Source organism: Fulvimonas soli, assembly GCF_003148905.1.
Classification (GTDB): domain Bacteria; phylum Pseudomonadota; class Gammaproteobacteria; order Xanthomonadales; family Rhodanobacteraceae; genus Fulvimonas; species Fulvimonas soli.
This window is the reverse complement of record NZ_QGHC01000006.1, coordinates 164,414-182,903: the sequence shown is the minus strand read 5'-3', so window position 1 is coordinate 182,903 and position 18,490 is coordinate 164,414. Positions and strand designations below refer to the sequence as shown.

Here is an 18,490-nt window from a genome sequence, read left to right as displayed (position 1 = left end):
GGATGGACGACGAGCGCGACGAGGACACCGGCAGGGCCGCGGACGAGGCACCGCGCCCGCGCTTCTGCGGCTGCTGCGCGCCGCCGCCGCGCGCCGCCGCGCCGGCCTCCGGCCAGGGCAAGAACCTGCTGGCCACCGCGCCGGACGCCGGCAAGCTGGCCATGCCGCTGGCCGAGTTCGCGCCGCGCAGCATGCTGCGCGTGCCGGCCACCCGCGTGGAGCGGCCGCGCTTCCCGGTGATCGACGTGCACACCCACCTGAGCTGGATGCGCGACGTGCGCGGCGCGGTGCCGGTGGGCGAGGCGATGACCTTCTTCACCGACCCCGCGCAGCTGCTGCCGCTGATGGAGCGCAAGGGCATCCGCGCCATGGTCAACCTCACCGGCGGCGTCGGCCGCGGGCTGGAGGAGACCATCGCGCGCTTCGACCGCGCCGCGCCGGGCCGCTTCCTCAGCATGACCGAGCCCTCCTTCGGGCTGTTCGCCGAGCCGGACTACCCGCGCCTGCAGGCCGAGGCGATCGAGCGCGCCCGCCGCGCCGGCGCGTGCGGGCTGAAGCTGCTCAAGACGCTCGGGCTGTACCTGCGCGAGGGCATCGACCAGGGCGCGCTGGTCGGCGTGGACGACGCCCGCTTCGACCCGATGTGGGAGACCTGCGCGGCGCTGGGCATGCCGGTGTTCATCCACACCGCCGACCCGCTGGCGTTCTTCCGGCCCACCGACCGCCACAACGAGCGCTACGAGGAACTGGCCCATCACCCGGACTGGTCGTTCTACGGCCCGGAGTTCCCCGGCCACGCCGAGCTGATCGCCGCGCGCGACCGCGTGATCGCGCGCCACCCGCGCACCACCTTCGTGCTGATGCACGTGGGCAGCCAGGCCGAGGACCTGGACGCCATCGAGGCCTGCCTGGCGCGCTTCCCCAACGTGCAGGTGGACATCAGCGCGCGCATCGCCGAGCTCGGCCGCCAGCCGCGGCGCAGCCGGCGCTTCTTCGAGCGCTTCCAGGACCGCATCCTGTTCGGCACCGACGCGGTGCCGCCGCCGTGGGGCGAGGACGTGCCGCAGCAGCTGCTCGGCGACGCGCTGTACGAGATCTACTACCGCTTCCTTGAAACCGAGGACGAATACTTCGACTATGCGCCGGCGGCCACGCCGCCGCAGGGACGCTGGTCGATCTACGGCCTGGGCCTGCCCGACGCGATCCTGCGCAGGGTCTACCACGACAACGCCGCACGCCTGCTGGGAATCGCATGAGCAAGAGCCGCAAGGCCGCCGCCCCGAAACTGCTGCTGGAGGAGCGCCGCCGCCTGATCGTCGAGCAGGTGGAGCGGCAGGGCCGCGTCACCGTCGAGGAGCTGGTCCGGCGCTTCGGCATCTCCGCCGTCACCATCCGCGCCGACCTGGAGGCGCTGGCCCGCGCCGGCGCGGTCACCCGCTCGCACGGCGGCGCCATCCCGGCGGCGCCGGTGCAGCAGGACACCCCGCTCACCGTCAAGGAGACCCGCCACCACGCGCAGAAGCGCCGCATCGGCATCGCGGCGGCCCGGCTGGTGCGCGACGGCGAGACCATCATCATCGACTCCGGCACCACCACCGTGGAGATCGCCCGCCAGCTGCGCCAGCAGCGCTGGAACGAGCTGACCGTGATCACCAACGCGCTCAACATCGCGCTGGAGCTGAGCGGCCTCGGCGGCGTGCGGGTGATGATGCTGGGCGGCCTGCTGCGCCAGACCTCCTACTCGCTGGCCGGCCCCGACGCCGAGCAGGCGCTGGCGCGGCTGTCCGCCGACCGCCTGTTCCTCGGCGTGGACGGCCTCGATCCCGCCGTGGGCGTGACCACCCCCGACCCGCTGGAAGCCTCGCTCAACGCGCTGATGATCCGCGTCTCGCGGCAGACCGTGGCGGTGCTGGACGCCAGCAAGTTCGGCCAGCGCAGCCTGTCGGTGATCGCGCCCATCGCCAGCCTGGACACGGTGATCAGCGACACCAGCGTCCCGGCCGACCACGTCGAGGCGCTGCGCAAGCAGGGCGTGCAGGTGCTGCTGGTCTAGCCTGCCCGCGTGCCGGGCCCGTCCCCGGCTGTGTAAACTCGCGCCGTTGGCTTGGGGGGAAACGGCAGGGATGATCGTCGGCATCGATCTGGGCACCACGCATTCGCTCATCGGCATCTATGCGGACGACGGTCCGCGCCTGTTCCCCAATCCGCTCGGCGACCTGCTCACGCCCTCGGTCGTGGGCGTGGACGACGACGGCCACGTGCTGGTGGGCCAGGCCGCGCGCGACCGCATGGTCAGCCACCCGCAGCAGGCCGTCGCCGCCTTCAAGCGCTGGATGGGCACCGACCGCGAGACCCGCCTCGGCCGGCGCACCTTCCGGCCGGAGGAGCTTTCCGCGCTGGTGCTGCGCGCGCTCGTCGCCGATGCCGAGGCGGCGCTGGGCGGGCGCGTCGCCGAGGCGGTGATCAGCGTGCCCGCGTACTTTTCCGACGCCCAGCGCAAGGCCACCCGCGCCGCCGGCGAACTGGCCGGCATCCGCGTGGAGCGGCTGATCAACGAACCCACCGCCGCGGCGCTCGCCTACGGCCTGCAGGAGCGACCCGACGGCTCGCGCTTCCTGGTGTTCGACCTGGGCGGCGGCACCTTCGACGTCTCCGTGCTGGAGATGTTCGAGGGCGTGGTGGAGGTGCACGCCAGCGCCGGCGACAACTTCCTCGGCGGCGAGGACTTCCTCGACGCGCTGGAGGCGGCCTGCCTGGCCGACCTCGGCCTCGCCCCCGACGCCCTCGATGCCCCGCAGCGGGGCCAGCTGCGCCGCCGCCTGGAGACGGCCAAGCGCGCGCTGAGCAGCGAGGAGGAGGTCCGCGTCGAGTGCCGGCTCGGCGAGCGCGCCATCGACTGGCGCATCGACCAGCAGCGCTTCGCCCACCTGGTCGAGCCGCTGCTGCAGCGCATGCGCGCCCCGCTGGAACGCGCCATGCGCGACGCGCGGCTGCAGCCGGAGCAGCTCGACGAGATCGTGCTGGTCGGCGGCGCCAGCCGCATGCCGCTGGTCGCGCGCCTGGTCTCGCGGATGTTCGGCCGCCTGCCGCTGCGCCATGTGCATCCGGACCAGGCGATCGCGCTCGGCGCCTGCGTGGCCGCCGGCATGAAGGCGCGCGACCGCCGGCTCGAGGAAATGGTGCTCACCGACGTGTGCCCCTACACGCTGGGCACCGAGGTGGCGCGGCGCGACGAGCAGGGCCGGCCGCAGAGCGGATTCTTCCATCCCATCATCCAGCGCAACAGCGTGGTGCCCACCAGCCGCGAGGACACCTTCTGGCCGGTACAGCCCGGGCAGAGCGGGATCGTGCTGCAGGTCTACCAGGGCGAGAGCCCGCTGGTGGCGAACAACATCAAGCTCGGCGAGCTCAAGGTGCCGGTGGACCCGCGCCTGCCGCCGGAGCAGAACGCGGTCGACGTGCGCTTCACCTACGACGTCAACGGCGTGCTGCAGGTGGAGGCCGCCGTGCGCGCCACCGGCAAGCGGCACGAGCTGGTGCTCGAACGCAATCCCGGCCTGCTCGACCCGCGGCAGATCCGCGAGCGGCTGGCGGCGCTCGCCGAGCTGAAGGTGCATCCGCGCGCCAAGCAGGAGAACGTCGCCCTGCTCGCCCGCGCCGAGCGGCTGTACGAGGAGCACCTGCACGCGCGCGAACAGCTGCAGCAGTGGATCGCGCGCTTCCGCGCGGCGCTGGAGACGCAGGACGAGCTGCTGATCCGCGAGCACCGCCGCGAGTTCGGCGCGGCGCTCGACACGCTGGAGCCGGCCTGATGTCGCCGCTGGAATGGTTCGGCCTCGGCGGGGACGCGGACGAGCGCGCGCTCAAGCGCGCCTATGCGCAGCGCCTGCGGCGGACACGGCCGGAGGACGATCCGGAAGGCTTCCAGCAGTTGCACGCGATGTACCAGCGCGCCCTCGCCCAGTGCCGGCGGAATCCTGCCCTCGCCCCTGCCTCCGCCGGCGATGGCGGCGGCAACGGCGGGCCGGCAGGCGATGCGCCTCCCGCCGCGGCCGCGGCGGCCCCGCCACGCGCGGACGGGGCCGCCCCCCGGATGCCCGCCGCCATGGCCGGGACCGACCTGCGGCCGCCCGCGGTGCGCTTCGACCTCGACGGCTTCTGCACGCAGGCGATCGACCGCGCCGCGTCGGGCGATGCGGACGCGCTCGGGCGCTGGCTGCAGGCGCGCCCGGAGTTCTGGTCGCTGCAGCTGAAGACGGAAGCCGGGCGCGCGCTGGTGCAGCGGCTCTACCGCGAACGGCCGCCGATGCCGGCGGCCTGCCTGGACGCCATCCTGCGCTTCTTCGACCTGCACCACGCGACGGCCGGACACGATCCGCTGGCCCTGCAACGCCTCGAACGGCACATGCAGCTGGCCTGGGAACTGCAGCCCGCCCATCGCGCGGCGTTGTGCGCCCGTCTCCGGCCCATGCCGACGGTCCGCACGCTGGACCGCCAGCTGGCCCTGCTGGAAGCACCGTTCCGCTGGAGCCGCGTGATCGCCCTGGCGGTCTTCCCCGCGCGCATCGCCATGTTCGTGAACACCCTGACCCGGGGGCATCCGGAAGACTTGCCGGAGCGCTTCGACCGGCGGGCCATCCGGTTCTGGCTCGACGCCGCCGACCGCACGCGCATCACCCGGGCGCGCCTGCTGATGGGCGGCATCCGCTGGCTGGCGGCGACCCTGCTGGGCGCCCTGCTCGGTTGTGCCATCGCCTGGCTGGACGCCGATCCGGCCGAAGCCGGCCGGCTCGCGCTGGGCCTGGGCGCGGTCGGCTTCACGATGGGCCTGTGCTGGCTGGCGTGGATGGCCTACCAGCCGCTCGACCGCTGGCACGGGCTACCCGAGCACGTCGCGGTGCGCTGGCCCTGGCTGAACCTGCTGCTGGTGCCGCTGCTGTGCGGCCTGGGCCTGGGCGTGAACGCGCTGCTCCCGCACAGCGTGCTTGCCCTGGTTGTGCCCGTCGTGGCCGCATGGCTGGCGATACGCCGGTGCTGGCGGCGTTTCCCGTCGCAACGCCGCCCGCACGCCGCGATCTTCCGCGTCGCGCCGTTCCTGATCTACCCGTTGGCCCGCGTCCTGTTCGTCGATGCCGACGACGTCCGCGGTGGCTTCGCCTACTGGCAGATCCTGACCGTCCCCATGCTGGCCTGGGGCCTCGACCTGTGGTTCCAGCGCGCGCACCTGCGCGTCAGGTCGCGGACGGCCGCGCAAGCCGACTAGCGCCGGCCGGCGAGCCGGGCGTGACGCGACGCATGCGCAGGCAAGCGGCTACTTGGCGCGCGGCCTGAACTCCAGCGGCATCGCCTCGCCGCGCGCCGCCGCCGGCGGCTTCGGGCCGCAGGCGCCGCAGGTACTGCAGCCGTCGCTGCAGTCGCCGGTGGCCTGCTTCGGCTGCAGCCGGCGGCCGAGCGCCTGCGCCAGGCGCGAATCCCGGCGCGCGAGGCGGATCGAGGCCGCCGCCAGCCAGCGGCTGCTGAGCTGCGGCGCCAGCTTGCGGAACGCGACCAGCGCGCTGGCCAGCACCGCCAGCCCGATCGCCGCGTACTGCGCGAGCAGGCCCGCGCTCATGCCAGCCACGCCGCCAGGTGGTAGGTGACGAACGAGGCCGCGTAGGCCAGCGCGAACATGTAGCCGAAGGAGATCGCCACGTTGCGCCAGGAGTCGGTCTCGCGGCGGATCACCGCCAGCGTGGACATGCACTGCGGCGCGAAGGCGAACCACACCAGCAGCGACAGCGCGCTGGCCAGCGGGAAGTTGGCGGCCAGCGCGTGGCCCAGCCCGCCCGCGTCGGCGTCGCCGCCCACCGCGTACACGGTGGCCAGCGCGGCCACCGCGGTCTCGCGCGCGGCGAAGGCCGGGATCAGCGACAGGCTGATCTGCCAGTTGAAGCCCAGCGGCGCGAAGATGTGCTGCAGCGCGCGGCCCATGTAGCCGGCGATGCTGTACTCGATCGCCGGCGCCGTCGCGCCCGCCGGCGGCGACGGGAAGGTGGAGATGAACCACATCAGCACGGTCAGCGCCAGGATCACGCCGGTCAGGCGCTTGAGGAAGACCATGCCGCGCTCCCACAGCCCGATCGCCACGTCGCGCGGCTTGGGCAGGCGGTAGGACGGCAGCTCCATCAGCAGCGCGTGCTCGCTGCGGTCGCGGCGCAGCCGCTTCATCACCCAGCCCACCGCCATCGCGCCGGCGATGCCGGCCGCGTACAGCGCGAACAGCACCACGCCCTGCAGGTTGAACACGCCCAGCACGCGCCGGGTCGGGATGAACGCGCCGATCAGCAGCGCGTACACCGGCAGCCGCGCCGAGCAGGTCATCAGCGGCGCCACCAGGATCGTCGCCAGGCGGTCGCGCGGGTCGGTGATCGAGCGCGTGCCCATGATGCCGGGGATGGCGCAGGCGAAGCTGGACAAGAGCGGGATGAACGAGCGCCCGGTCAGCCCCACCGACACCATCAGGCGGTCGAGCAGGAAGGCCGCGCGCGGCAGGTAGCCGGACTCCTCCAGCGTGAGGATGAAGAAGAACAGCACCAGGATCTCGGGCAGGAAGCCCAGCACCGTGCCCAGGCCGCCGAACAGGCCGTCGGTGACCAGGCTCCGCAGCGGGCCGTCCGGCATCCAGGCGGCGACGTGCGCGCCGAGCCAGTCGAAGCCGTCGGCGATGGCGTCGGTCATCGGCTTGCCCACCGAGTACACCGCCTGGAACACCAGGAACATCACCGCCGCCAGGATCGCCAGGCCGAACACCGGGTGCAGCGCCCAGCGGTCCAGCGCGTCGTCGCGCGCGTCGGTGGCGCGCGGCATCACCACGGTGGCGGCCAGCAGCGCGCGCACCTGGTCGTGCAGGTCGGCGCGGCTGGCCGCGTCGTCGGGCTGCGCCGGCGCGGCGGCCGGCACCTCGCCGTCCACCTGCGCGACCAGCGCCCGCACGCCGTCGCGCCGCACCGCCACCGTCTCCACCACCGGCATGCCCAGCCGGCGCGACAGCTCCGCCACGTCGATGGCGATGCCGCGGCGGCGCGCCGCGTCCATCATGTTCAGCGCCAGCACCACCGGGCGGCCCAGCCGCTGCACCTCCAGCACGAAGCGCAGGTGCAGGCGCAGGTTGGTGGCGTCGGCCACGCAGACGATCAGGTCGGGCGGCGCCTCGCCGGGGTAGTTGCCCTCCAGCACGTCGCGGGTGATCCGCTCGTCCGGGCTGGCGGCGTCGAAGCTGTAGGTGCCGGGCAGGTCGAGCAGTTGCAGCACGCGGCCGGACGGCGCGGTGAAGCGGCCCTCCTTGCGCTCCACGGTGACGCCGGCGTAGTTGGCCACCTTCTGCCGGCCGCCGGTGAGCTGGTTGAACAGCGCGGTCTTGCCGCAGTTCGGGTTGCCGACCAGGGCGATGCGCAGCGTGCCGGCGCTCATGCCGCCTCCTGCGCGCGCACGCGCACGCGCGCCGCCTCGGCGCGGCGCAGGGCGAAGCGGGTGGAGCCGATCTGGATCAGCAGCGGATCGGCGCCCAGCGGGCCGCGCGCGACCAGGCGCACCGGCTCGCCGGCGACGAAACCCAGGTCGCGCAGGCGCTGCGCGATCGCATCGTCGGCATGGGCATCTTCCACTCGTTCCACCACGGCACTGGCACCCTTCGGCAGCTCGGTCAGACGCACGGCAACCACTCAAATAAGAATGGTTCGCATTGTACGCCCATTTCGCATTCGCTGCAGGGCGCGGGCGTCGCGGCCGCAGGCCGCTTGCGGATGCCTTGGAGGGAACCTTCTCGCGGCCGGAGGCCACGATGCGGAACACGATGAGCCTGATCGCCCCCGGCGACGATTTAAGATGCACGCCTTTCCCCGCAGGAGCCGCACGATGACCGCCGTGCAGATCACCGACCGCGCCGGCGTGCGCGAACTCGCCCTCGCCCGCCCCGAAGTGCACAACGCCTTCGACGACGCGCTGATCGCCGAGCTCACCGCCGCCATCGAGGACGCCGGCCGCGACCCGGCGGTGCGCGCGCTGGTGCTCACCGGCCGCGGCGCCAGCTTCTCCGCCGGCGCGGACCTGAACTGGATGCGCGGCATGGCCGCCGCCGGCGAGGCGGACAACCTGGCCGACTCGCTGCGCCTGGCGCGGCTGATGCGCAGCCTGCAGTTCTGCCCCAGGCCCACCCTCGCCCGCGTCAACGGCGCCGCCTACGGCGGCGGCGTGGGGCTGGTCGCCTGCTGCGACATCGCCATCGGCGTCGAGGGCGCGAAGTTCGGCCTCACCGAGGTGAAGCTCGGCCTGGTGCCGGCGGTGATCTCGCCCTACGTGGTGGCCGCCATCGGGCTGCGCCACGCACGGCGGCTGTTCCTCACCGGCGAGGTCTTCGACGCCGCCGCGGCGCAGCGCATCGGCCTGCTGCACCGGGTGGTCGCGCCCGACGCGCTGGACGAGGCGGTGCAGGCCGCTCTGGCGCTGCTCGCCAAGGCCGGCCCGCTGGCGCAGGTCGAGGCCAAGCGGCTGGCGCTGGGCATGGCCGGCCTGGACGAGGCCGCCGCCGAGCGCATCGACCGCGACAACGCCGCGCTGATCGCGCGCCTGCGCGTGTCGCCCGAGGGCCAGGAGGGGCTGGGCGCCTTCCTCGCCAAGCGCGCGCCGGCGTGGGCGGCGGCCGCCCCGTCGGGACGCGCGTAGGATTCGCGGGCGCCACGGCGACCGGCGACCGCGGCCATGCCGGCTTCGGCCGCGGCGGCAAGCCTTCGCTGCGGGTCGTCGGGGCATGGATGGGGCATCGCGGCCGGAGGCCGCTCCCACAGGGTCGCGGCAATCCTTCGCGGGAGCGGCCTGCGGCCACGATGGCCAGATCCCCCCATGCTGCGCCGCGCATCGGCCCGCCCCCGGCGATCTGCTAGCTTTGCCGGCCGCCCCGACGAACGGCCGCAAGGACCCCGCATGTTCGAACGTGTCTTGATCGCCAACCGCGGCGAGATCGCCTGCCGCGTGATCCGCACCTGCCGCCGGCTCGGCATCCGCACCATCGCGGTGTACTCCGAGGCCGACCGCGACGCGCAGCACGTGCGCCTGGCCGACGAGGCCTGGCCGATCGGCGGCCCGCGCCCGGCCGACTCCTACCTGCGCTCCGACGCCATCCTGGACGCGGCGAAGAAGAGCGGCGCGCAGGCGGTCCACCCCGGCTACGGCTTCCTCTCCGAGAACACCGCCTTCGCGCGCGCCTGCGCCGGGGCCGGCATCGCCTTCATCGGCCCGCGCCCGGAGAGCATCGAGGCGATGGGCTCCAAGGCCGCCGCCAAGGCGCTGATGGAAAGGCACGGCGTGCCGCTGGTGCCCGGCTACCACGGCGACGACCAGCGGCCGGAGCACCTGGCCGAACAGGCGCGCCGCACCGGCTTCCCGCTGATGGTCAAGGCCGCGGCCGGCGGCGGCGGCAAGGGCATGCGCATCGTGCGCGGCGAGGGCGAGTTCGCCGCCGCGCTGGCCGCCGCGCAGCGCGAGGCGCAGTCCTCGTTCGGCGACGCGCGGGTGATCCTGGAGCGCTACGTGGAGCAGCCGCGCCACATCGAGTTCCAGGTGTTCGGCGACATGCACGGCCATGTCGTCCACCTCAACGAGCGCGAATGCTCCGCGCAGCGCCGCTACCAGAAGGTGCTGGAGGAGACGCCCTCGCCCTTCCTCACCCCGGAGCGCCGCCGCGCGATGGGCGAGGCCGCGGTGGCCGCGGCCCGCGCGGTGGACTACGTGGGCGCCGGCACGGTGGAGTTCATCGTCGCGCCCGACGGCGAGTTCTTCTTCATGGAGATGAACACGCGCCTGCAGGTGGAGCACCCGGTCACCGAGCTGACGCTGGGCCTGGACCTGGTCGAGTGGCAGCTGCGCGTGGCCGCCGGCGAGCCGCTGCCGCTGGCGCAGGAGCAGGTCCGCGCGCGCGGCCACGCCATCGAGGTGCGCCTGTACGCCGAGGACCCGGAGCAGAACTTCCTGCCCGGCTCCGGCCGCCTGCGCACGCTGCGCCTGCCCGCGCCGTCGGCGCACGTGCGCGTGGACGGCGGCGTGGCCGAGGGCGACACGGTGACGATCTTCTACGACCCGATGATCGCCAAGCTGATCGTGTGGGACGAGGACCGCCCGCGCGCGCTGCAGCGCCTGCGCGAGGCGCTGGCCGGGTGCGAGATCGCCGGGCCGAAGTCCAACGTCGCCTTCCTCGAACGGCTGGCGCGCCACCCGGCGGTGGTCGAGGGCCGCATCGACACCGGCTACCTGGACCGCCACCTGGACGAGTTCCTCGCCGGCGACGCCGCGCCGCCCGAGCGCGTGCTGTTCGCCGCCGCCACCGCCGCGCTGCTGCACGAGGAGGCGGACGCGCGCGCCGACGCCGCCGACCCGCACTCGCCCTGGGCGAGCGCCGACGCCTGGCGCGTGGGCCACGCCGGCAAGCGCATCGTCGCGCTGGCGCTGGGCGGCGCGCGCCTGGAGATCGAGGCCCACGGCCACGCCGGCGACTACCGCCTGCGCCACGGCGAGGCCGCGTGCGAGGTGCGCGGCGCGCGGCTGGACGGCGCGGCGCTGTGCGCGCGCTTCGACGGCGAGGCGCTGCGCCTGCCCGCGCGCGCCGACGCGCGGCGCGTGCTGCTGCACGACGCCGGCGGCCGCCGCTGGTCGTTCGAGCGCGCCGCCGCCTTCGCCTGGGTGGCCCGGGACGCCGCCGGCGGCGACCGGATCGTCGCGCCGATGCCCGGCCGCATCGTGCTGGTCCGCGCGCAGGCCGGCGACGCGGTCGAGGAAGGCCAGGAGCTGCTGGTGATGGAGGCGATGAAGATGGAGCTGGCGCTGAAGGCGCCGCGCGCCGGCACCGTCGAGAGCGTGTCGGCCGCGCAGGGCGACTTCGTCGAGGCCGACGCGGTGCTGGTGCGCTTCGCCGGCTGATCCCGCGCGGCGCGTCATGACAGCGCCATCCGCGCGGGACCATACTCCCGCCCCGGATCCACGCGGGGCATCGCCATGTACGTGATCATCCGGCGGTACCGGGTCGCCGAGGAACACCAGGCCTCGTTCCTGCGGCACTACAACGACGACGGCGACTGGGCCGCGCTGTTCCGGCGCGACCCGGCCTTCAAGGGCGCGCGCCTGCTGCGCGACGCGCAGGGCGGTGGCGCCTACCTCGGCATCGAGTACTGGGAAAGCCTCACCGCCTACGAGCGCTTCATGCGCCTCAACGCCGCGGCCTGCGCCGAGCTGGACGCCCGCTGCGAGGCGCTGGCCAGCGAGCGGACCCTGCTGGGGCGCTACATCCATCCGGCCTGAGCGCCTGTTCACGATCTCCAAATGTCCCCCCATGGAACGTCATCCCGGCGAAAGCCGGGATCCAGCGTCGCTGACTTTCGAGGGAACGTCACCGGATGACCAGCCCTTCGGCTGTTGAAAAGCGCCTCCTGCTTTCGCAGGAATGACCGAGAGGGAATAGCCGGGTCGACGGTAGGTCGGAACAGGCTCTGAGCGCGCCGAGGCGCGGGCGGCTATGCTTGGGGACCATGAACGCTTCCAGCGACCACGTCCGCATCGTCGAGGTCGGCCCGCGCGACGGCCTGCAGAACGAGCGGGCCCCGCTCCCGGCCGAGGTGAAGATCGCGCTGATCGACCGGCTCTCCGCCACCGGCCTCGAGACCATCGAGGCGACCAGCTTCGTCAGCCCCAAATGGGTGCCGCAGCTCGCCGACGCGGCCGAGGTCTACCGCGGCATCCGCAAGGTGCCCGGCGTGAGCTACCCGGTGCTGGTGCCCAACCTGCAGGGCTACGAGCGCGCGCGCGCGGTCGGCGCCGCCGAGGTGGCGGTGTTCACCGCCGCCAGCGAGGCGTTCAACCGCAGGAACGTCAACGCCTCCATCGACGAGTCCATCGAGCGCTTCGTGCCGGTGCTGGAACGCGCCAGGGCCGACGGCGTGGCGGTGCGCGGCTACGTCTCCACCGTGCTCGGCTGCCCCTACCAGGGCGAGGTGCCGGTGGGCGACGTGGTGCGGGTGGCCAGGCGCCTGCACGAGCTGGGCTGCCACGAGGTCTCGCTGGGCGACACCATCGGCGTGGGCACGCCGGCCAAGGCGCGCGCGATGCTGCGCGCGGTGGCGCAGGAAGTGCCGATGGCCACGCTGGCGGTGCACTTCCACGACACCTACGGGCAGGCGCTGGCCAACATCCTGGCCTGCCTGGAGGAAGGCGTGCGCGTGGTCGACAGCGCCGTCTCCGGCACCGGCGGCTGTCCCTACGCCAAGGGCGCCACCGGCAACGTCGCCAGCGAGGACGTGGTGTACATGCTGCACGGCATGGGCCTGCACACCGGCGTGGACCTGGACCTGCTCGTCGCCACCGGCGCCTGGCTGGCCGCGCAGCTGCACAAGGAGACCGCCAGCCGGGTGACGCGGGCGCGCACGGCGGCGTGACTTTCGCAGGCCGGCTTCGCGGATGGCCCGGTCCGTGCCGGCGCGCTTATGCTCGTCATTCCGGCAAAGGCCGGACGAGCGCGCAGCGCGACGAACGCCTGCGAAGCGGACGGCCCCGAAGGGGCGAGCGCGGCGAGTCGTCCAGTCAAGTGAACCGTGCGAAGCACGCAAAACCTGTTTCGAGCGCTGCGCACGACGCATTTCACTGGATTCCGGCTTTCGCCGGAATGACGATGCTGGTTATTTCCACGCAGCCGAAGAGACGGGAACGAGCATGAGAGCATGGCACCGATACGCGCTGGCCTGCGCCGCCCCGCTGTGCGCGATGCTCGCCCACGCCGCGTCGCCCGCACCCACGCCCAAGGGCGACTGGCTGCTGCTCCCCGACCGCGTCTGGACCGCCGACGGCGACGCCGCGCACGCCGGCTGGGCGGTGCTGGTGCACGACGGCGCGATCGCCGCGGTCGGCCCGCGCGACGGCATCCGCGCGCCCGCCAATGCGCGGCGCGTCGAGCTGCCCGGCGCCACCCTCACGCCCGGCCTCGTCGACCTGCACTCGCACCTGTTCCTGCACCCGTACAGCGAGACGCTGTGGAACGACCAGGTGCTCACCGAGCCGCAGGACTACCGCACGCTGGAAGCCGCCGCGCACGCCAAGGCCACCCTGCTGGCCGGCTTCACCGCCGAGCGCGACCTCGGCACCGAGGGCGCCGGCTTCGCCGACGTGTCGGTCAAGCGCGCGATCGAGGAAGGGCTGATCCCCGGCCCGCGCATGTTCGTGGCCACCCGCGCGATCGTCGCCACCGCCAGCTACGGCCCCGGCCCGCGCGGCTTCCGCCCCGACCTCAGCCTGCCCGGCGGAGCGCAGGAGGTGAGCGGCGTCGACCAGGCGATGGCCGCGGTGCGCGAGCAGGCCGCGCGCGGCGCGGACTGGATCAAGATCTACGGCGACTACCGCGTCGGCCCCGGCGGCGGCACCGCGCCCACCTTCACGCCCGCCGAGCTGAAGGCGCTGGTGGAGACCGCGCACCTGCTCGGCCGCCCGATCGCGGTGCACGCGGCCAGCGACGCGGGCGTGCGCATGGCGGTGGAGGCCGGCGTGGACAGCGTCGAGCACGGCTACGGCGCCAGCGAGGCCACCTTCCGCCTGATGAAGCAGAAGGGCGTCGCCTACGAGCCCACGCTCACCGCGGTCGAGGCCACCGAGCAGTACTTCAACCACTACGTGCCCGGCCGCGACGCGCCCACCGCGCGCATGCAGGAGGCCGCGCGCGCCTTCCGCACCGCGCTGAAGGCCGGCGTCACCATCGGCAACGGCAGCGACGTGGGCGTGTTCGCGCACGGCGAGAACTGGCGCGAGCCGGCGGCGATGGTGGCCGACGGCATGACGCCGGCGCAGGCGCTGCACGCGGCCACCGACGTCGCCGCGCGCATCCTGCGCCAGGACGGCTTCGGCCGCATCGCGCCGGGCCTGCGCGCGGACCTGGCCGCCTTCGCGGGCGATCCCAGCACGCACATCGGCGACCTCGCCCACCCGGTGTTCGTGATGAAGGACGGCGCGGTGTACCGCGCGCCGGCGGGCGCGCCGTGAGCGAGGCGTTCCTGATCCGCCCGATCGAGCCGCGCGACGACGCCGCGGTGGCGGCGGTCATCCGCGCGGTGATGCCCGAGTTCGGTGCCGACGGCCCCGGCTTCGCCATCCACGACGCCGAGGTGGACCGCATGTACGAGGCCTACGCGCGCCCGCGCTGCAGCTATTTCGTGGTCGAGCGCGGCGGCGCGGTGGTCGGCGGCGCCGGCATCGCCCCGCTGGAGGGCGGCGGGGCGGACGTGTGCGAGCTGCGCAAGATGTACTTCCTGCCCGGGGCGCGCGGCATCGGCGCCGGCGCGGCGATGATGCGGCGCTGCCTGGACGCGGCCCGCGCGCACGGCTTCCGCCGCTGCTACCTGGAGACGCTCGCCGGCATGCACGCGGCGCAGGCGCTGTACCGCCGCAGCGGCTTCACCCCGCTGTGCGCGCCGATGGGCGGCACCGGGCATTTCGGCTGCGACCGCTTCTTCATCCGCGAGCTGTGAGCCCGGCCACGCGGAAGGGGCCGGCGCCCGCCGTCCCTGCCCGGGCGGGAACGCCGCCCCGGTGAGGTATCCTGCAACCTCCATGAACGGTCACGATCCCCGCGTCGACGCCTACATCGCCCAGGCCGCGCCGTTCGCGCGGCCGATCCTGGAACGGCCGCGCGCGGCGGTCCACGCCGCCTGCCCGGATGCGACCGAGACCATCAAGTGGCGCATGCCGTTCTTCGAGTACCGGGGCCGGCCGCCGTGCCGCCTCGCCGCGTTCAAGCAGCACTGCAGCTTCGGCTTCTGGCAGGATGGCGGCGACGCGGACGAGGCCGGAACGCCCGGCCGGCTCGCCTCCCTGGACGACCTGCCGCCGCAGGCGACGCTCGTCGCGCTGGTGCGCAAGGCCGCCGCGCGCGGCGAGGCCGCGACCAAGGCGAAACGCCCGGCCGCGCCCAAGCCGCCGCCGGCGGTGCCGCAGGACCTCGCCGCCGCGCTCGCTCGGCGCCAGCACGCGGCCGCGCGCATGACCTGGGAGGCGTTCACGCCCGGCATGCGGCGCGAGTACGTCGAGTGGATCGGCGAGGCCAGGACCGAACCCACCCGCCAGAAGCGCCTGGCCACCACGCCGGAATGGCTGGCCGAGGGCAAGCAGCGCAACTGGAAATACCGGAAGCAATGAAACCCGCGCCCCGCCTGACCTTCGCCGTGGACGACCCCGGCGCTCCCGACGTGCTGCCGCTGCTGCGCGAGCTGGACGGCTACCTCGCCCGGCTCCATCCCGCCGGCACGCTCCAGCCGGTCGCGCTGGAGGCGCTGCGGCGCGCGAACGTCAGCGTGATCACCGCCCGCGTGGACGGCCGGCCGGTGGCCTGCGGCGCCTGCGTGGACGAGGGCGACTACGTCGAGATCAAGCGCATGTACGTGCTGCCGGCCTGCCGCGGCCTGGGCCTGGGCCGCCAGCTGCTGGACGCGATGGAAGACCACGTCCGGCGCCACGGCGGCCGGCTGGTGCGGCTGGAGACCGGCACCGCGCAGGCCGAGGCGCTGGAGCTGTACGAGCGCGCCGGCTACCGCCGCTGCCCGCCGTTCGGCGAGCACCACGCCAGCCCCCGCAGCATCTGCATGGAGAAGCGCCTCGCATGATCCGCATCGCCCGCCCGGAGGACGCCGGTGCGATCCATGCCATCTACGCGCCGCACGTCGAGGCCGGCGCGGCCACCTTCGAGACCGGGCTGCCGGGCGCGGCGGCGATGCGCGAACGCATCGCCGCGCGGCTGGCGCACTATCCCTGGCTGGTGTGGGACGAGGCCGGCGAGGTGCTCGCCTACGCCTACGCCAGCCGCTTCCGCGAGCGCGCCGCCTACGACTGGATCGCCGAGACCTCGATCTACGTGGACCCGCGCGCGCAGCGCCGCGGCATCGCGCGCCGGCTCTACGGCGCGCTGCTGGAGGCGATGCGCCTGCAGGGCATCCACCAGGCCGTGGGCGTGATCACCCTGCCCGGCGAGCCCAGCGTGGCGCTGCACGAGGCGATGGGCTTCGCGCCCGCGGGCGTGTGGCGCAAGGCCGGCTACAAGCTGGGCCGCTGGTGGGACGTGGGCGTGTGGCAGCGCGAGCTGATGCCGCCGGCCGTGCCGCCCGTGGCCGTGGTGCCGTTTCCGGCGCTGGCCGGGGAGGAGGCGTTCCTGCGGATGCTCGGGGAGCGCGGGCGCCTCTGAGCCTGGGCGGCTTGAAGGCCGTACTGCCGCAACGATTTCGCGGCCGGAAGGCCGCTCCCACCAAGCTTGTCGCAACCCTGTGGGAGCGGCCTTCCGGCCGCGATGATGCGCCCGGACTCCTGCCCGTCGGCTCCGGCGCGCGCCGGAGCCGACGGACGCCATCACTGGTTGAGCAGGATGTCGGTGATGATGCCGGTGGCGACCGCCACCAGCAGGAAGTCGCCGTTGTCGCTGCGCACCCACTCGTAGCCGCGCGGCGGCTCGCGCAGGTGCGCGTGGCGCCAGTCGGTCACGACGTAGTGCGGCCCCCGGTACTCCGGCGGCAGCCGGCCGCCGCGGCGGTACCAGCCCTCGTGGCGGCCGCGGTCGTGCATGCCGTTGTACGGCGGATGACGGTCGTGGTCGTGATCATGATCGCGGTCATGGCCGTAATGGTCATGATCGTGGTCCTGGTCGTACGGCTGCGCCAGCAGCGCCGGGCTCGACGCCAGCATGGCGGCGCACAGCGCAACGATGCCCAACTGCTTCTTCATGGTCCGCTCCTTTGCGAGGCTGCGATGCCGGGCCCGGGGGGAACATCCCGCCGGCCGCCGCGGCGCCTGCGCAGGCACGTTGCCTCCGCCCCGCCCAAAGGAACATGAACGGGCCGCGCCGCGCGCGGCCGGCGTTCAGCCGGCGATGCCGTGGCCCGGCGGAACGGCGCTGGGATACCATGGCGGTTTTCGGCACGCCGGAGAGGGATTCCATGCAGCTCGACCAAGTCAAGGCCGTCGTCACCGGCGGCGCCTCGGGCCTCGGCCATGCGGTGGCGCAGCACATCGTCGCCCACGGCGGGCGGGTGGCGCTGTTCGACGTCAACGAGGAAAAGGGCCAGGCCGCCGCGCAGGCGCTGGGCGCGGCCGCGCGCTTCCACCGCACCGACGTCACCAGCGAGGACGGCGTGGCCGCCAACGTGGCCGCCGCGCGCGAGGCGATGGGCGGGCTCAACGTGGTGGTCAACTGCGCCGGCATCCTCGGCGCCGGCCGCGTGCTGGGCAAGGAGGGGCCGATGGCGCTGTCGCAGTTCCAGGCCACGGTGATGGTGAACCTGGTCGGCAGCTTCAACGTGGCCAAGGCCGGCGCCGCGCTGATGCAGCACAACGAGCCCGGCGAGGACGGCGAGCGCGGCGTGATCGTCAACACCGCCAGCGTGGCCGCCTACGAGGGCCAGATCGGCCAGGCCGCGTACTCGGCCTCCAAGGGCGGCGTGGTCGGCATGACGCTGCCGATGGCGCGCGAGCTGGCGCGCTTCGGCATCCGCGTGGCGACCATCGCGCCGGGGATCTTCTGGACCCCGATGGTGGACGGCATGCCGCCGCAGGTGCAGGAGTCGCTGGCCGCCTCGATCCCGTTCCCCTCGCGGCTGGGCAAGCCGGAGGAGTTCGCGCGGACGGTGGCCTTCATCCTCGGCAACCGCTACGTCAACGGCGAGACCATCCGGCTGGATGGCGCGGTGCGGCTGCAGTCCAAGTGAGGCGGGAATAGGGAATCGGGAATCGCCAAAGGCCGTTCCCTCGCCCTTCCGGTTCCCTCGCCCTTCCCGCTCTTCCTGTTCCCTATTTTCCCCATTCCCGATTCCCTTTCCCCATGAAAGCTTCCGACATCAAGAAAGGCAACGTGGTCGAGCACGAGGGCACCGTCTACCAGGTGCGCGACATCGAGCGCAGCGCGCCCACCGCGCGCGGCGGCAACGTCACCTTCCGCTTCACGCTCTATTCCATCCCCGGCGGGCGCAAGTACGACCTCAGCCTGCGCGCCGACGACGACCTGAGGGAGATGGACCTGGTGCGCCGCGCCGCCCACTTCTCCTACATGGACGGCGACACCTACGTGTTCATGGACGCGGAGGACTACACGCAGTACCCACTCGGCCCCGAGCTGGTCGGCGACAATGCCGGCTACATCGTCGAGGGGCTGGAGGGCTACTACGTGCAGCTGATCGACGACGCCCCGGTCGGCCTGCAGGTGCCCACCAGCGTGGCGCTGACCGTGGTGGACACCGCGCCGGAGCTGAAGGGCGCCAGCGCCACCAAGCGCACCAAGCCGGCCCGGCTCAATACCGGCATCGAGATCCAGGTGCCCGAGTACATCAGCAACGACGACAAGGTGTGGGTGAACACCCTCACCGGCGAGTTCGCCGGCCGCGCCTGAGGCCGCGGTCTTGCGGCCGTATCGCCCCCGCGCGGCCAGGGCGGGGCGTCAGCGCGAACGGGG

General features: G+C 73.7%; 19 protein-coding genes. 15 read left to right on the top strand and 4 right to left on the bottom strand.

The genetic code is table 11. From position 1 onward, the window contains the following. Nucleotides 1-2: 2 nt before the first annotated feature. The 4 genes from C7456_RS09540 (at nucleotide 3) to C7456_RS09525 (ending at nucleotide 5,263) form a co-directional block, all read left to right on the top strand. Nucleotides 3-1,256, top strand: a complete 1,254-nt coding sequence (locus C7456_RS09540; protein WP_109723516.1) for an amidohydrolase family protein — start codon at nucleotides 3-5, stop codon at nucleotides 1,254-1,256. Beyond that, nucleotides 1,253-2,053: a transcriptional repressor AgaR gene (gene agaR / locus C7456_RS09535; protein WP_109723515.1), complete on the top strand. Its 801-nt coding sequence runs from the start codon at nucleotides 1,253-1,255 to the stop codon at nucleotides 2,051-2,053. The genes C7456_RS09540 and agaR overlap by 4 nt, the downstream gene beginning before the upstream one ends. A gap of 70 nt (nucleotides 2,054-2,123) precedes the next feature. Beyond that, nucleotides 2,124-3,812 carry a molecular chaperone HscC gene (locus C7456_RS09530; RefSeq protein WP_109723514.1) on the top strand — a complete coding sequence of 563 codons (1,689 nt, stop codon included), beginning with the start codon at nucleotides 2,124-2,126 and terminating at the stop codon, nucleotides 3,810-3,812. Continuing rightward, nucleotides 3,707-5,263 carry a J domain-containing protein gene (locus C7456_RS09525; RefSeq protein WP_211306306.1) on the top strand — a complete coding sequence of 519 codons (1,557 nt, stop codon included), beginning with the start codon at nucleotides 3,707-3,709 and terminating at the stop codon, nucleotides 5,261-5,263. The genes C7456_RS09530 and C7456_RS09525 overlap by 106 nt, the downstream gene beginning before the upstream one ends. A 48-nt stretch (nucleotides 5,264-5,311) precedes the next feature. Here the strand turns inward: C7456_RS09525 and C7456_RS09520 are convergent, their stop codons facing one another. The 3 genes from C7456_RS09520 to C7456_RS09510 are packed head-to-tail and all read right to left on the bottom strand — an operon-like array spanning nucleotide 5,312 to nucleotide 7,691. Beyond that, nucleotides 5,312-5,611 (bottom strand): DUF6587 family protein, encoded by a 300-nt coding sequence (locus tag C7456_RS09520; RefSeq protein ID WP_109723512.1) that lies wholly within the window; start codon nucleotides 5,609-5,611, stop codon nucleotides 5,312-5,314. Beyond that, a complete protein-coding gene (gene feoB / locus C7456_RS09515; protein ID WP_109723511.1) occupies nucleotides 5,608-7,449 on the bottom strand; it encodes a ferrous iron transporter B in 1,842 nt (613 codons plus the stop codon). The genes C7456_RS09520 and feoB overlap by 4 nt, the downstream gene beginning before the upstream one ends. Beyond that, nucleotides 7,446-7,691, bottom strand: coding sequence for a FeoA family protein (locus C7456_RS09510; protein WP_109723510.1), 246 nt, complete (start codon nucleotides 7,689-7,691; stop codon nucleotides 7,446-7,448). Before C7456_RS09510 ends, feoB begins: the two co-directional genes overlap by 4 nt. 202 nt (nucleotides 7,692-7,893) lie before the next feature. Here C7456_RS09510 and C7456_RS09505 point away from each other — a divergent pair, with 202 nt between their 5' ends. The 9 genes from C7456_RS09505 to C7456_RS09465 all read left to right on the top strand — a co-directional run bounded on the left by C7456_RS09505 (nucleotide 7,894) and on the right by C7456_RS09465 (nucleotide 16,237). Then, entirely contained in the window at nucleotides 7,894-8,700 is an 807-nt protein-coding gene (locus C7456_RS09505; protein ID WP_109723509.1) for an enoyl-CoA hydratase-related protein, read from the top strand. Between the two features lie 258 nt (nucleotides 8,701-8,958). Beyond that, complete coding sequence (locus C7456_RS09500; protein ID WP_109723508.1) at nucleotides 8,959-10,947, top strand: acetyl/propionyl/methylcrotonyl-CoA carboxylase subunit alpha; 1,989 nt, start codon at nucleotides 8,959-8,961, stop codon at nucleotides 10,945-10,947. A gap of 75 nt (nucleotides 10,948-11,022) precedes the next feature. Then, nucleotides 11,023-11,325: an antibiotic biosynthesis monooxygenase family protein gene (locus C7456_RS09495; RefSeq protein ID WP_109723507.1), complete on the top strand. Its 303-nt coding sequence runs from the start codon at nucleotides 11,023-11,025 to the stop codon at nucleotides 11,323-11,325. A gap of 227 nt (nucleotides 11,326-11,552) precedes the next feature. Next, nucleotides 11,553-12,455, top strand: coding sequence for a hydroxymethylglutaryl-CoA lyase (locus C7456_RS09490; RefSeq protein ID WP_109723506.1), 903 nt, complete (start codon nucleotides 11,553-11,555; stop codon nucleotides 12,453-12,455). A 325-nt stretch (nucleotides 12,456-12,780) separates the two neighbouring features. Continuing rightward, nucleotides 12,781-14,046, top strand: coding sequence for a metal-dependent hydrolase family protein (locus tag C7456_RS09485; protein ID WP_245889827.1), 1,266 nt, complete (start codon nucleotides 12,781-12,783; stop codon nucleotides 14,044-14,046). Continuing rightward, on the top strand, nucleotides 14,043-14,531 hold the full coding sequence (locus C7456_RS09480) for a GNAT family N-acetyltransferase (RefSeq protein ID WP_109723504.1): 489 nt from the start codon (nucleotides 14,043-14,045) through the stop codon (nucleotides 14,529-14,531). The genes C7456_RS09485 and C7456_RS09480 overlap by 4 nt, the downstream gene beginning before the upstream one ends. 82 nt (nucleotides 14,532-14,613) lie before the next feature. Continuing rightward, nucleotides 14,614-15,198: a YdeI/OmpD-associated family protein gene (locus C7456_RS09475; RefSeq protein WP_109723503.1), complete on the top strand. Its 585-nt coding sequence runs from the start codon at nucleotides 14,614-14,616 to the stop codon at nucleotides 15,196-15,198. Then, nucleotides 15,195-15,662: a GNAT family N-acetyltransferase gene (locus tag C7456_RS09470; RefSeq protein ID WP_109723502.1), complete on the top strand. Its 468-nt coding sequence runs from the start codon at nucleotides 15,195-15,197 to the stop codon at nucleotides 15,660-15,662. Before C7456_RS09475 ends, C7456_RS09470 begins: the two co-directional genes overlap by 4 nt. Next, a complete protein-coding gene (locus C7456_RS09465; protein WP_109723501.1) occupies nucleotides 15,659-16,237 on the top strand; it encodes a GNAT family N-acetyltransferase in 579 nt (192 codons plus the stop codon). The genes C7456_RS09470 and C7456_RS09465 overlap by 4 nt, the downstream gene beginning before the upstream one ends. A 161-nt stretch (nucleotides 16,238-16,398) precedes the next feature. Here C7456_RS09465 and C7456_RS09460 read toward each other — a convergent pair whose 3' ends face one another. Then, complete coding sequence (locus C7456_RS09460; RefSeq protein WP_109723500.1) at nucleotides 16,399-16,770, bottom strand: RcnB family protein; 372 nt, start codon at nucleotides 16,768-16,770, stop codon at nucleotides 16,399-16,401. A gap of 212 nt (nucleotides 16,771-16,982) precedes the next feature. On the opposite strand from C7456_RS09460, the gene C7456_RS09455 reads away from it, so the two are divergent. Next, a complete protein-coding gene (locus C7456_RS09455) occupies nucleotides 16,983-17,750 on the top strand; it encodes an SDR family NAD(P)-dependent oxidoreductase (protein WP_109723499.1) in 768 nt (255 codons plus the stop codon). A 113-nt stretch (nucleotides 17,751-17,863) separates the two neighbouring features. Beyond that, nucleotides 17,864-18,427: an elongation factor P-like protein EfpL gene (efpL, locus tag C7456_RS09450; protein WP_109723498.1), complete on the top strand. Its 564-nt coding sequence runs from the start codon at nucleotides 17,864-17,866 to the stop codon at nucleotides 18,425-18,427. The last annotated feature ends 63 nt before the right edge of the window (nucleotides 18,428-18,490 follow it).

Bases quoted from the DNA above. Each gene is read 5' to 3' on its own strand.
- feoB (WP_109723511.1), bottom strand. From the start codon at position 7,449: ATGAGCGCCGGCACGCTGCGCATCGCCCTGGTCGGCAACCCGAACTGC.
- C7456_RS09460 (WP_109723500.1), bottom strand. From the start codon at position 16,770: ATGAAGAAGCAGTTGGGCATCGTTGCGCTGTGCGCCGCCATGCTGGCG.
- efpL (WP_109723498.1), top strand. From the start codon at position 17,864: ATGAAAGCTTCCGACATCAAGAAAGGCAACGTGGTCGAGCACGAGGGC.
- C7456_RS09485 (WP_245889827.1), top strand. From the start codon at position 12,781: ATGCTCGCCCACGCCGCGTCGCCCGCACCCACGCCCAAGGGCGACTGG.
- C7456_RS09455 (WP_109723499.1), top strand. From the start codon at position 16,983: ATGCAGCTCGACCAAGTCAAGGCCGTCGTCACCGGCGGCGCCTCGGGC.
- C7456_RS09470 (WP_109723502.1), top strand. From the start codon at position 15,195: ATGAAACCCGCGCCCCGCCTGACCTTCGCCGTGGACGACCCCGGCGCT.
- C7456_RS09490 (WP_109723506.1), top strand. From the start codon at position 11,553: ATGAACGCTTCCAGCGACCACGTCCGCATCGTCGAGGTCGGCCCGCGC.
- C7456_RS09505 (WP_109723509.1), top strand. From the start codon at position 7,894: ATGACCGCCGTGCAGATCACCGACCGCGCCGGCGTGCGCGAACTCGCC.
- C7456_RS09475 (WP_109723503.1), top strand. From the start codon at position 14,614: ATGAACGGTCACGATCCCCGCGTCGACGCCTACATCGCCCAGGCCGCG.
- C7456_RS09495 (WP_109723507.1), top strand. From the start codon at position 11,023: ATGTACGTGATCATCCGGCGGTACCGGGTCGCCGAGGAACACCAGGCC.
- C7456_RS09520 (WP_109723512.1), bottom strand. From the start codon at position 5,611: ATGAGCGCGGGCCTGCTCGCGCAGTACGCGGCGATCGGGCTGGCGGTG.
- C7456_RS09465 (WP_109723501.1), top strand. From the start codon at position 15,659: ATGATCCGCATCGCCCGCCCGGAGGACGCCGGTGCGATCCATGCCATC.
- C7456_RS09540 (WP_109723516.1), top strand. From the start codon at position 3: ATGGACGACGAGCGCGACGAGGACACCGGCAGGGCCGCGGACGAGGCA.
- agaR (WP_109723515.1), top strand. From the start codon at position 1,253: ATGAGCAAGAGCCGCAAGGCCGCCGCCCCGAAACTGCTGCTGGAGGAG.
- C7456_RS09500 (WP_109723508.1), top strand. From the start codon at position 8,959: ATGTTCGAACGTGTCTTGATCGCCAACCGCGGCGAGATCGCCTGCCGC.
- C7456_RS09530 (WP_109723514.1), top strand. From the start codon at position 2,124: ATGATCGTCGGCATCGATCTGGGCACCACGCATTCGCTCATCGGCATC.